The sequence below is a fragment of the Vibrio sp. Vb1026 genome, assembly GCF_033338745.1.
GTDB classification, from domain to species: Bacteria; Pseudomonadota; Gammaproteobacteria; order Enterobacterales; family Vibrionaceae; genus Vibrio; species Vibrio alginolyticus.
Genome location: NZ_JAWOTH010000026.1, coordinates 1 through 12,081 on the forward strand (window position 1 = coordinate 1; position 12,081 = coordinate 12,081).

Consider the following 12,081-nt stretch of genomic DNA (forward strand, 5'->3'; position numbering starts at 1 on the left):
TGGTAGTTCAGTTGGTTAGAATACCGGCCTGTCACGCCGGGGGTCGCGGGTTCGAGTCCCGTCCACTCCGCCACTTAATATCGACAACCTCGCTTATGCGAGGTTTTGTCAAATCTAGAATATGAAAATTCTATAGGGGTGTAGCTCCAATTGGCAGAGCAGCGGATTCCAAATCCGCGTGTTGGGAGTTCGAATCTCTCCACCCCTGCCACATATCAGGCTCTGACTTAGGTCAGAGCCTTTTTTGTATCTGGTTTCTTCTCATTATTACAGCTTATTTCTACTCTTATCCCGTAAGTATGGCTTTCTGCTGTACTTTGGCAGCATTTAATCTACTGAACGAACGAAACTACAGTTAGCTGTAATGATCAGTGGCCCGAAATTTTAATAATAAAGGGGAATCACTATTTATATTTAGTTACACTCAACCGATCTGGATTAATGAGTAACTATGTATGGATATATCTCGTCGACGCTTTCTTCAATCATCCTTAGCAATCTCCGCGCTTACCGTTCTACCTGCATGTTCTCTATCTAGGAGCACTAATAAGCAGAGGCAATATATATACGATATCACTGCAGAGCCTTCTACTGCAGAATTGATCCCTGGGTTTAACACAGACGTACTCGCATTTAATGGTTCGATTCCAGCGCCTACGATTCGTTGTCGCCAAGGCGAGAAAGTTATAATTAGGTTTACTAACAAGCTTTCAGAGCCGACTACAATCCACTGGCATGGCTTGCGAATCCCTATTGAAATGGATGGTGTACCTTTCTTAAGCCAGCCGCCTATCATGCCGGGTGAAACATTCGTTTATGAATTTACACCGCCAGATGCAGGCACGTTTTGGTATCACCCCCACATGAATAGCGTTAAGCAACTTGGTATGGGCTTAGTTGGGCTAATTATCGTTGAAGAGGCTGAGCCTGTTCAGTTTGATGAAGAGCATGAAGTCGTCCTCAAGCATTGGCACTTAGACAAACAAGGTCAGTGGAAGAACCTTATGGTGCCGCGCTTGAGCGCTCGTATGGGGACTCCCGGAGAGTGGAGTAGCGTCAATGGTGTGCATGAACCTGTTTATACGCTGAAGCAGAATGCTACCACGCGATTAAGAATTGCTAATGTCGATAACACCATTACTTACCCGATCGCTATAGAAGGCGCAGAGGCTTGGGTTATTGCTATTGATGGTAACCCTGTTAAAACGCCTTATAAGCTCACTCAGCACAAAATTGGTCCGGGAATGAGGTTAGATATCGGATTGATTGCTCCAAAGGCTGGAAAACGTGTTTATGTGCGTCAAATGAAAGGACGCTTCCCATTCCCTTTGTGCGAGTTTGACGTTGTTGAGTCTGACTTGCCGAGCAACCAGAAACTGCCTTTATTACCTCTCAACCCTGTGCCAGCTCTCGATTTGAAAAATGCAGAGCAAATCGATTATGTGTTTGAGTGGGAGGGCGCGATCACTCCTGCTGATAAATCGGGCAAAGCGATACCTAAATTCTGGCTGATGAACAAACGGGCTTGGGAGGGAATGAGCAAAGATAATATTCCAGCGCCCCTTTCAACATTGGAGATGGGAAAAACCTATATCTTCAACCTAAAGAACGTCACCCAATATCATCATCCTATTCACCTTCATGGACACACATTTACGGTTCTTGAGTTAGATGGAAAAAAACTCGACGAACCGTTTCATACCGATACGGTCTTACTTGGAAAAAATGGCAGTGCGAAAGCTGCATTTGTTGCAGATAACCCAGGGCGTTGGATGTACCATTGTCATGTAATTGAACATATGAAGACGGGTTTGATGGGTTACATCGAAGTAAAGTGACTCCTGTAACTTTTAAAATCTTGATAAGTTTTAAGCGCTATACTTTGCTGAATTCTAAGATTGTATAATCACTATTGCCGTAAATTTGATTACAATGTCGCCATTAACTTTTCTGGGGGAATTATGGGACAACTATCCGTTTTGGGTTTTATTGCATTGGGTGGTGCATTTGGTGCATGTTCTCGTTACTTAATTTCTGAACTTTGTGTCATTTTATTGGGGCGTGGTTTTCCATATGGTACGTTAACCGTTAACGTTGTTGGCTCATTTATGATGGGCTTATTGATAGCAGCTTTCGATAATGAACTTTTGGCAACGGAACCTTGGCGACAAGTGATTGGCTTGGGTTTTTTAGGCGCACTAACGACGTTTTCCACCTTCTCGATGGATAATGTGTTGCTCATGCAGCAGGGCGCTTTCTTTAAGATGGGATTGAACGTATTGTTGAATGTCGTGTTAAGTATTTCAGCTGCGTGGATAGGCTTTCAATTATTGATGCGCAGCTAGCAAAGTAGTTAAAAATTGAACAGGTCGGCTTGGTTTCACCAAGCCGTTTTTATATACTGATATCACTTGTCGGAGTGCCATAAGGCTGAGACCGTTAATTCGGGATCCGTTGAACCTGATCAGATTAGAATCTGCGAAGGGAACAAGAGAAGATATTCACACCGGAGTTCTTTCTGGTTGACCTATCAAAAGTCGAATGTTGTTACAGGCAAATATCGTAAGCTTTAACTAGCCTTAATTTGACTCCTCTTGTCGCATCTATCCGCCAAGCATTTTTATCCAATTACTTTTTATCTAGTATAACAAAGCAAGGAAAAATGCTATGTCGAGTCGCAAACAAGCGAGACTGGAAGCAAAACAGTTCATTGATACACTCTCGGTACAACCGTACCCCAATTCAAGCAAAGTCTACGTAGAAGGCTCACGTCCAGATATTCGTGTACCAATGCGTGAAATATCACTCGCTGATAGCCTTATTGGAGGCACAAAAGAAGCGCCTATATTCGAACCTAATGAGCCAGTACGCGTTTACGATACGTCGGGTGTATACACAGATCCAGAGCACACCATAGACCTCTATAATGGCTTACCTAAGCTGAGAGAAGGGTGGATTGAAGAGCGCGCCGATACTGAGCTACTTGATGAAGTAAGCTCGGTGTACACCAAAGAACGCTTAGAAGACGAAACACTAGACGATCTTCGTTACGGTAATTTACCACGTATTCGACGTGCCAAAGATGGCCATTGTGTGACTCAATTGCACTATGCTCGCAAAGGTATTATTACCCCAGAAATGGAATATATCGCGCTGCGTGAAAACATGGGGCGTGCCAAGTATCGCGATGAAGTGCTGAATCAACAGCATCCGGGTCAAAGCTTCGGAGCGAACCTACCAAAAGATATTACCGCCGAATTCGTGCGCAAAGAAGTCGCCGAAGGTCGCGCTATTATCCCTTCCAATATTAACCACCCAGAATCCGAACCAATGATCATTGGACGTAACTTTTTGGTCAAAGTGAACGCAAACATCGGTAACTCATCGGTCACTTCTTCGATTGAGGAAGAAGTAGAGAAGCTCGTTTGGGCGACACGTTGGGGTGGCGATACCGTTATGGATCTCTCTACTGGACGCAATATTCATGAAACTCGCGAGTGGATTCTACGTAACAGTCCGGTTCCGATCGGTACCGTGCCAATGTACCAAGCGCTTGAGAAAGTGAATGGTGTTGCGGAAAACCTTAACTGGGAAGTGATGCGCGATACTCTGATCGAGCAAGCAGAGCAGGGCGTTGACTACTTCACTATCCATGCCGGTTTACTACTTCGTTATGTGCCAATGACTGCAAAACGTGTTACTGGTATCGTCTCTCGTGGTGGCTCTATCATCGCGAAATGGTGTTTAGCGCATCACCAAGAAAGCTTCTTGTACACTCACTTCCGAGAGATTTGTGAAATCTGTGCTAAGTATGATGTCGCACTCTCTCTCGGTGATGGTCTGCGTCCTGGTTCGGTTGCCGATGCTAACGACGAAGCGCAATTTGCAGAGCTTCGTACTCTTGGCGAATTGACCAAGATAGCGTGGGAATATGACGTACAAGTGATTATTGAAGGTCCTGGTCATGTTCCAATGCACATGATCAAAGAGAACATGGAAGAGCAGTTAGAGCACTGTCATGAGGCTCCTTTTTATACCCTTGGTCCATTGACGACAGACGTCGCTCCTGGTTACGACCATATTACTTCAGGCATTGGCGCAGCCATGATTGGTTGGTATGGCTGTGCGATGCTTTGCTACGTAACTCCGAAAGAGCATCTTGGCTTACCAAACAAAGAAGATGTGAAAGTAGGAATGATCACTTATAAGCTTGCTGCGCACGCCGCTGATTTAGCGAAGGGACACCCAGGCGCACAAGTGCGTGATAACGCGCTTTCTAAAGCTCGCTTCGAGTTCCGCTGGGAAGACCAATTCAACTTATCACTCGACCCTGATACCGCGCGCGCTTTCCATGACGAAACCTTGCCTCAAGAGTCTGGAAAAGTTGCCCACTTCTGTTCGATGTGCGGGCCAAAGTTCTGCTCGATGAAGATCTCGCAAGAGGTTCGAGAGTATGCGAAAGACACAGAGCAAGTTGCTGCGGACCAAGCTATCTCAATCAAAATGCTGGATGACCCTCTTGAGGGGATGCGTCAGAAATCGCAAGAATTTAGAGAGTCAGGTTCTGAGCTATACCACCCAGCGGCACATGCCGAGGTAAGTGACTAATGAGCAAAATCCTTATTCCGTCATCGTTGATTGAACTGACAGGTTTAGTTCAGCAATGTTTGTTGTTGGCGAAAGAACAGGGTTTTAGCATCGAAGACATTGAGTTGGGTGTGAGCCCAACTCAATCTATTCAGCTTGTTCTCGGCCAACAGACCACACACATAACGACTGATCTCATTGATGATTATGACTCTGAGCATGAGAGTTCATTTGTGCTCTATTACCGTTCTGCTTTGTCGGTAGAAGCGTGCGCTAAGCAACCGTCGAAAGCGATTCATATTGGCATTGCTGATACGCAGGTATCCGATGAAAAGGAGAAAGTGCTTCAGCTTGATATCTGGCGTCACCCAATTAACAACGAAGTGAGAGCGCTTTCCGTTAAGTCCAAATTCAACGCAATGTTCGATCCTGAACATCACCTTGCTTGGATAGTAACGCTGACAGTACTCGATTTTCCTATCGAAGATGCGTTAACACTTGCTCGAGGAATGCTAACTCAACAAGCGAATGTTTCACGTGAAACACTGTTGAATGACAACCTTGGTGAGGGAAGATCTACTCAGTGGGCTGACCAATTTGATGATTTCCCCACACCTGTACTAGAGGATAACCGGCTAGGTATTCAAGTTGGTTGGTCTGCACAAGGTGAGAGCGTTAGCTTTCCAACTCTAACTAAGCAAAGTCTAGGGCTCTATCCAGTCGTTGATGATGTTGCTTGGATTGAGCGTCTACTGCCACTAGGCATCAACACTATTCAACTGCGAATCAAGAACCCACAACAAGCCGATTTAGAACAACAGATCATTCGAGCAATTGAGCTAGGCCGTCAGTATCAAGCACAAGTGTTCATCAATGACTATTGGCAGTTGGCAATCAAGCATGGCGCTTATGGCGTTCACCTAGGACAAGAAGACATAGAAGAATCGAATTTGGCTCAGATAACTAAAGCCGGCATTCGTCTTGGTCTTTCTACGCATGGTTATTACGAACTACTGCGCATCGTGCAAATTCATCCTAGCTACATCGCACTAGGGCATATTTTCCCAACCACCACAAAACAGATGCCATCGAAACCACAAGGTTTGGTGCGCTTGGCTTTGTATCAAAAGCTGATTGATAGCATTCCTTATACAAATACAGAGGCTGCTTTCAGACCTTCAAAAGACAAAGAAGTAAGTGACTATGTGCTTGGCTTTCCGACGGTTGCGATTGGTGGTATCGACCAATCTAATGCTGACCAAGTTTGGCTAACAGGTGTTTCTAGTTTGGCAGTTGTGCGAGCTATTACGTTGGCAGAATCACCTCAGTCCGTCATCGAGTTCTTTGCACAACTGATGAAAGAAAGACAGCTAACGTTCACTGATCAGAATAATGAACTGGCGGATACCAAGAGAGGCGAGCATGCTCACGGATAAGCAGTTTCTTCGCTATCAGCGCCAAGTCGCTCTGCCTGAAATTGCCGAAATTGGGCAAGAACGTTTGAGTAAATCGCATGTGCTGATCATCGGTTGTGGTGGGTTAGGGAGCGCTGCGAGTTTGTACTTGGCATCAGCGGGCGTGGGTAAATTGGTTGTGGTCGATGACGATGAAGTTGATAGCAGTAACCTACAACGTCAGATCATTTATCGTGAACAAGACCTCCAAGTTGCGAAAACAGAAGCAACTGTAAAACAACTCAATGAACTTAATTCTATGGTTCAAGTTCGTGCTATCAATAAGCGATTAAACAAAGCACAGCTGCAGCTTGAGGTGATGCTAGCGGATGTGGTGCTCGACTGCACCGATAACATGCCAACGCGTCAGCTCATTAACCGAGTTTGTTTCGAGCAAAATACGCCGCTCATCTCGGCGGCAGCAATTGGTTGGCAAGGGCAATTCGCAGTCTTTGATTACCAAACACCAAGTGAACAAGAAGCGCAGAGTAAAGCCTGTTACCGCTGTTTGTATCCGTTCGACGAATTACCGCAAACGCAAAAGTGCAGTGAGAGCGGTGTCGTCGGTCCGGTGGTGGGTACACTTGGCAACTACCAAGCGATAGCGGCAATTCAAAAAATGGCGACGGGAAAGTTTCATGTCGAGACTGCCAAGTTGCATCTGTTTGATGGGTTGAAACTGCAATGGCAAACCATGGCGATAAGCAAAGATAAACAGTGCCAAGTGTGTGCTCAGATTTAGCTTGTGAGTAATGGGCAGAATTAAGAGAGTTGGAAGCAATGACGTTATCAGAACAACAAACAACACAAATGACCGCTGCTGACTTAGATGTGATCACTATTGTCATCAATGACCAGTCACATCAAGTTGCCAGTGAGTCGAATCTACAGCAAATCATTAGTCAATTTGCGCTGCCTGAAATGGGCTGTGTTTTTGCAATTAATAACAATGTTGTGCCACGCAGTGAGTGGGCTAGCACAGTTCTTTCACAGGGAGATAGCATCTCTTTGTTTCAAGCGATCGCGGGGGGTTAAAGTCGATGCTTAAAATTGGTGATAAACAATTCGAATCAAGACTGTTCACGGGAACAGGGAAATTTGCCAGCAGCCGATTAATGGCAGAAGCGATTCAAGTATCGGGTTCTCAACTTGCGACCATGGCGTTGAAGCGTGTGGATGTGAATGACCAACAAGACGATATTTTGCTGCCGCTAGTAAAAGCGGGGGTGAACTTATTGCCAAACACCTCAGGAGCAAAGAATGCTAAAGATGCTGTGTTTGCTGCACAACTGGCGCGAGAAGCGTTGGGTACTAACTGGCTAAAACTGGAAATTCATCCAGACCCGAAGTACTTGATGCCCGATCCAATTGAGACACTTGCAGCCGCTGAACAGCTGGTTCGTGAAGGCTTCATTGTCCTTCCTTACTGTCATGCTGACCCGGTTCTGTGTAAACGATTGGAAGAGGTTGGCTGCGCTGCTGTCATGCCATTAGGTGCTCCGATTGGTTCCAACAAAGGGATAGTTTCTCACGATTTCCTAGAGATCATCATCGACCAAGCTAATGTTCCTGTCATTGTTGATGCGGGTATTGGTGCTCCTTCACATGCCGCGCGTGCGATGGAAATGGGCGCGGATGCCGTGCTCGTTAATACTGCGATTGCAGCTTCGAGCGATCCCGTTGCGATGGCGAAGGCATTTAAGTTGGCGGTAGAGTCGGGGCGTATGGCTTATGAAGCCGGACTTGCTGGTAAGGTTTCTCATGCGGTTGCGTCGAGTCCACTGACGTCATTCCTAGATGAGCTTTAGCCCTAGATTGATTTAGCTAATAAGCGAGGAAAACATGAGCTTCGTTGAACAATTTAAGCAGCTGAATTGGGACGACATCTCGATGTCGATCTACGCGAAAACGGCACAAGATGTTGAGCGAGCATTGAATAAACCCAAACGTGATTTGGAAGACTTTAAAGCGCTAATTTCACCAGCTGCTGAAGCGTACTTAGAGCAGATGGCACAACTGTCATACTCGGCCACTCGCAAGCGTTTTGGTAATACCATGTCGCTTTATATTCCATTGTACCTTTCTAACTTGTGCGCCAATGCTTGTACTTATTGCGGCTTCTCAATGGAGAATAGAATCAAGCGTCGTACCTTGAATCGGGACGAAGTGGCAGCAGAAGTCGAAGCCATCAAGCGCATGAAGTTTGATAGCGTATTGCTGGTGACTGGCGAGCACGAAACTAAAGTGGGTATGAAATACTTCCGCGAAATGGTGCCGATGATTAAGCAACGTTTTAACTATTTGGCGATGGAAGTGCAGCCACTTGATCAAGACGAATACGCTGAGCTCAAGACATTGGGTTTAGATGCGGTGATGGTTTATCAAGAAACGTATCATCCTTCGACTTACGCCGAGCACCATCTGCGTGGCAATAAGATGGATTTCGAATACCGATTGGATACACCCGATCGTCTTGCAAAAGCAGGCATCGATAAGATTGGTATTGGCGCATTGATAGGGTTGGAAGAGTGGCGTACCGACTGTTTTTATGTGGCAGCGCACTTGGACTATCTTGAGCGCACATATTGGCAGACTCGTTACTCAATTTCTTTCCCACGTTTACGTCCTTGTAAGGGCGCGCTACAACCCAAATCAGTCATGACGGATAAGCAACTTGTTCAGCTGATTTGCGCTTATCGTTTGTTGAATCCAGAAGTGGAGTTGTCATTATCGACTCGTGAATCACCAAAGTTCAGAGACAATGCATTACCGTTAGGCATCACCAGTATGTCTGCTGCATCTAAAACTCAGCCGGGTGGATATGCGATGGATGATGTTGAACTCGAGCAGTTTGAGATCAGTGATGAGCGAAGTGCGGGTTCTGTGGAAGATATGATTCGAGCCAAAGGCTTTGACCCTGTATGGCGAGATTGGCATTCAGCGTATTCTGGTTAAGTAGCAAAGAAAGCTACTGGTCATCGTTATGTTTCACGTGAAACATAGGCAAAAAAGAGGGTTGATGCAAAACATCAACCCTCTACTTTTTTCTAGCTTCTAGCTTCTAGCTTCTAGCTTCTAGCTTCTAGCTGTGTGCTACTGGTAGCGTTGCTTGACGAAGCCACTCTTTCACATCACCCTCAACAAGTGGGCTGATCTCATCCCATACCTTCTGATGGTAATCATTCAACCAAGCAAGCTCTGGACGAGTTAGCATATCAACATTGATGTTGCGCTTGTCGATTGGACAGCGTGTTAGCGACTCGAATGACAGAACAGGGAAGTCACCGTTAGTTGGGGTTTCAACAACAAGCTCTAGGTTCTCGATACGGATACCAAACGCATCCGCACGGTAGTAACCTGGCTCGTTGGACAGCACCATGCCTTCTGTTAGAGGCACGTCGATTTGCTTCTTCGAAATGCTTGCTGGACCTTCATGAACACTTAGGAAGTGACCAACACCGTGACCAGTACCGTGATCGTAATCGTAGCCCTCCGCCCACAGGTGCTGACGAGCTAGCGTATCGATTTGGTAACCACGTGTGCCTTTCGGGAAACGTGCACGTGCAACACCGATGTGGCCTTTTAGCGCGAGAGTGAATTGTTTAATCATCTCTTGTGAAGGCTGACCGATCGCGATGGTACGCGTGATGTCTGTCGTGCCATCTAGGTACTGACCGCCTGAATCCACTAGGTAAAGTGTGTTCAGTTCTAGCTTGCCAGGTTCAGGTTGGTTCTCGTGATTATAGTGACACATCGCCGCGTTGCCACCTGCTGCCGAGATAGTATCGAAGCTAAGATCCATAAGTGTCGGGTCTTCGCTGCGGAACGCTTCCAGTTTGTCTGCCAGCGTCGCTTCATCATGCAGGTTACCCGCAACGACTTCAGCATCTAACCAAGAAAGGAACTTACTCATCGCTACGCCATCACGGATATGACATGCTTTCATGCCTGCGATTTCAACAGCGTTCTTTGCTGCTTTTGGCATTAGGCATGGATCAGCTTTACTCACCACAGATGCGCCAGCGTTTTGTAGAACCAGCTTAAACCACGCGTTACTTGTCGCAGGGTCAACCAGTACATTCTTGCCAGTTAGGTTTTCTAGTCGTGCTTGCAATGCTTCTGGGTGATGAACCGTCACGCCGGCACCAACATGAGCGTCAAACTCAGCAGGTAGGCGAGCAGGATCTAGGAAGTATTCCACGCTTGAGTCTGAGTGCAGAATCGCGTGAGAAAGCAGAACTGGTAGACGTGAGACATCTAGACCACGAACGTTGAGCAACCAACAGATAGAATCAAGTGCTGTGATCACTGCGCTGTCTGCACCGGCTTTTTTCACGAGCTCTGCGATTTCTTGGCGTTTGCTTTCACTTGACTGACCAACTGCTTCTGTTGCCATTAGGCGAACATCAGAAACCACAGGAGCAGGGCGGTCGTGCCACAGTTCATCAATTGGGTTGCTATCGAGAATCTTAAGCTCAAGGGCACCTGCAAGTTTTGCTTGTGCCATGTCTAGCCAAGCAGCGTTGTGCATGCGAGGGTCGATTGCCACAGACGCGCCATTTGCAAGATGGTCTTTAATCCAATCTAGTGCAGGCTCTTCAATCAAGTGACGGTATTCGAATAGATCAGCAGGAACCTGCTTTGTTACTTGTACTGTGTAGCGACCATCAACAAAGATAGCGGCTTTGTCTTTGGTGATTACCGCAGCACCAGCAGAACCGGTAAAGCCAGTTAGCCAATGTAAACGCTCGTTGTGCGCTGGTACGTATTCACCCAAGTACTCGTCTTCATGAGGGACAAGTAGGGCATCAATATTATGTTGTGCTAGCCATTCGCGAATTGCATTCACGCGGCTTTGGGTATCGTTGTGCATCTGTGTTATTCCTTCAAATTACCGCTCCTTCATGCTCAGGTGTGGGAGCTGTTTCCATCTGCTTCATGCAGTTTACGATTCCATTGAGGTTCGCAATCACTTCAATAGAGTCGGAGTACAACTAGGCCATAGATGAGCCAAAAAGGACTACGACAGTTAAGCTACTCATTTTAGCCGCTAAGCGCAAATTGAGTGCGGTGTTTTTATCTAAGGTGATCGGTTTTTTGTGTGATCATCGTACGTAGCCAGCCTAATGCAGGGTCGTTTTCTCTATCTCGGTGCCAGAATAAAGTGTAAGCCATAGGTGGGAATTCTAACGGTAGTGGCAGCACGACCAAATCAAGCTGTTTGGCCGCAAGTTGCACAAAATGACTTGGCGCAGTAAAGATAAAGTCGGTGTATGAACATAAACTTGCGGCACTGTTAAAGTCGGGCACGGTGACGGCAATATCGCGGTCGGCGCCAATATCTGCAAGGCGATAATCCAGCAACCAACGGTCGTTGCCATCACAACGTACTTGTACATGGCGTAGGGCGAGATAGGCTTCCAGATTCCAAGGTTGTTTTAGCGCAGGGTGGTTTTTGCGAATGATGCACATTTGGTAATCACGATAAATTTCCAACTCGCAAATGTCATCGGGTGGTTGAAGAGTCAGCTTGGCATCGTTTATATCGATATCTTTTCCAGTTAAGCCTAAATCCAGTTCGCCGCGTTGAAGCATTTTAAATGTATTATCCGACCACGGGTGTGTGCTGATTGTCACGCCAGGTGCTTGTTGAAAAATCGCCGGTAAGAAATGGGGTAGAATGAGAGGGTAGACACTCTCTACCGCTGCTATTTGAAAACGGTATTCGCTGCTTTGCGGAGAAAACTCTTCGGGTTGAGTCAGCACTTCTAACTGATTTATCAACAGATCCAGTTTCGGTTTAAGAAACAATGCGCGCGGCGTAGGTGTTAATCCATGTGAGTTTCGAGTGAAAAGCGGGTCATCAAATTGAATGCGCAGTTTAGCCAGTGATTTACTTACGGCGGATTGGCTTAAGCACAATCGGTGGGCCGCACGAGTAACGTTTAACTCTTCAATCAGCACTTTAAAGCAGACCAATAGATTTAAATCGATACGAGCCAGTTTTTCGACGTTCACAGTGAATTTCCTCTGAGGAATA

The 12,081-nt window shown here is 46.3% G+C and carries 10 protein-coding genes, 1 tRNA gene and 1 riboswitch; of the genes, 9 read left to right on the forward strand and 2 right to left on the reverse strand.

Features of this window, described 5'->3' with window-relative positions:
- The first annotated feature begins 134 nt into the window (after positions 1-134).
- From R7E47_RS22435 to thiH, 9 genes are all read left to right on the forward strand, one after another.
- Positions 135-211 (forward strand) — tRNA-Trp (locus R7E47_RS22435).
- A gap of 244 nt (positions 212-455) precedes the next feature.
- On the forward strand, positions 456-1,838 hold the full coding sequence (locus tag R7E47_RS22440; protein ID WP_250654329.1) for a multicopper oxidase family protein: 1,383 nt from the start codon (positions 456-458) through the stop codon (positions 1,836-1,838).
- A gap of 123 nt (positions 1,839-1,961) precedes the next feature.
- Entirely contained in the window at positions 1,962-2,345 is a 384-nt protein-coding gene (gene crcB / locus R7E47_RS22445) for a fluoride efflux transporter CrcB (RefSeq protein ID WP_005378811.1), read from the forward strand.
- A 60-nt stretch (positions 2,346-2,405) separates the two neighbouring features.
- Positions 2,406-2,504, forward strand: a riboswitch (TPP riboswitch).
- A 163-nt stretch (positions 2,505-2,667) separates the two neighbouring features.
- Complete coding sequence (gene thiC / locus R7E47_RS22450; RefSeq protein WP_053306506.1) at positions 2,668-4,608, forward strand: phosphomethylpyrimidine synthase ThiC; 1,941 nt, start codon at positions 2,668-2,670, stop codon at positions 4,606-4,608.
- Positions 4,608-6,023, forward strand: coding sequence for a thiamine phosphate synthase (locus R7E47_RS22455; RefSeq protein WP_053306507.1), 1,416 nt, complete (start codon positions 4,608-4,610; stop codon positions 6,021-6,023). Before thiC ends, R7E47_RS22455 begins: the two co-directional genes overlap by 1 nt.
- Complete coding sequence (locus R7E47_RS22460; RefSeq protein WP_258483218.1) at positions 6,010-6,783, forward strand: HesA/MoeB/ThiF family protein; 774 nt, start codon at positions 6,010-6,012, stop codon at positions 6,781-6,783. Before R7E47_RS22455 ends, R7E47_RS22460 begins: the two co-directional genes overlap by 14 nt.
- A 38-nt stretch (positions 6,784-6,821) precedes the next feature.
- Positions 6,822-7,076 carry a sulfur carrier protein ThiS gene (gene thiS, locus R7E47_RS22465; protein ID WP_005378804.1) on the forward strand — a complete coding sequence of 85 codons (255 nt, stop codon included), beginning with the start codon at positions 6,822-6,824 and terminating at the stop codon, positions 7,074-7,076.
- A 5-nt stretch (positions 7,077-7,081) separates the two neighbouring features.
- On the forward strand, positions 7,082-7,849 hold the full coding sequence (locus tag R7E47_RS22470) for a thiazole synthase (protein WP_017821779.1): 768 nt from the start codon (positions 7,082-7,084) through the stop codon (positions 7,847-7,849).
- A gap of 34 nt (positions 7,850-7,883) precedes the next feature.
- Positions 7,884-8,996 carry a 2-iminoacetate synthase ThiH gene (thiH, locus tag R7E47_RS22475; RefSeq protein WP_053306510.1) on the forward strand — a complete coding sequence of 371 codons (1,113 nt, stop codon included), beginning with the start codon at positions 7,884-7,886 and terminating at the stop codon, positions 8,994-8,996.
- Positions 8,997-9,123: 127 nt separating this feature from the next.
- Here thiH and R7E47_RS22480 read toward each other — a convergent pair whose 3' ends face one another.
- Together R7E47_RS22480 and R7E47_RS22485 are read right to left on the reverse strand one after the other, a co-directional pair.
- Positions 9,124-10,914 (reverse strand): aminopeptidase P family protein, encoded by a 1,791-nt coding sequence (locus R7E47_RS22480; RefSeq protein ID WP_151514364.1) that lies wholly within the window; start codon positions 10,912-10,914, stop codon positions 9,124-9,126.
- 203 nt (positions 10,915-11,117) lie between these two features.
- The gene (locus R7E47_RS22485) at positions 11,118-12,059 is read right to left on the reverse strand and encodes a LysR family transcriptional regulator (protein ID WP_005378791.1); all 942 of its coding nucleotides are present in this window, start codon (positions 12,057-12,059) and stop codon (positions 11,118-11,120) included.
- Positions 12,060-12,081: the final 22 nt, after the last annotated feature.

Coding starts and splice junctions, on each gene's coding strand:
- R7E47_RS22440 (WP_250654329.1), top strand. CDS start 456: ATGGATATATCTCGTCGACGCTTTCTTCAATCATCCTTAGCAATCTCC.
- crcB (WP_005378811.1), top strand. CDS start 1,962: ATGGGACAACTATCCGTTTTGGGTTTTATTGCATTGGGTGGTGCATTT.
- thiC (WP_053306506.1), top strand. CDS start 2,668: ATGTCGAGTCGCAAACAAGCGAGACTGGAAGCAAAACAGTTCATTGAT.
- R7E47_RS22455 (WP_053306507.1), top strand. CDS start 4,608: ATGAGCAAAATCCTTATTCCGTCATCGTTGATTGAACTGACAGGTTTA.
- R7E47_RS22460 (WP_258483218.1), top strand. CDS start 6,010: ATGCTCACGGATAAGCAGTTTCTTCGCTATCAGCGCCAAGTCGCTCTG.
- thiS (WP_005378804.1), top strand. CDS start 6,822: ATGACGTTATCAGAACAACAAACAACACAAATGACCGCTGCTGACTTA.
- R7E47_RS22470 (WP_017821779.1), top strand. CDS start 7,082: ATGCTTAAAATTGGTGATAAACAATTCGAATCAAGACTGTTCACGGGA.
- thiH (WP_053306510.1), top strand. CDS start 7,884: ATGAGCTTCGTTGAACAATTTAAGCAGCTGAATTGGGACGACATCTCG.
- R7E47_RS22480 (WP_151514364.1), bottom strand. CDS start 10,914: ATGCACAACGATACCCAAAGCCGCGTGAATGCAATTCGCGAATGGCTA.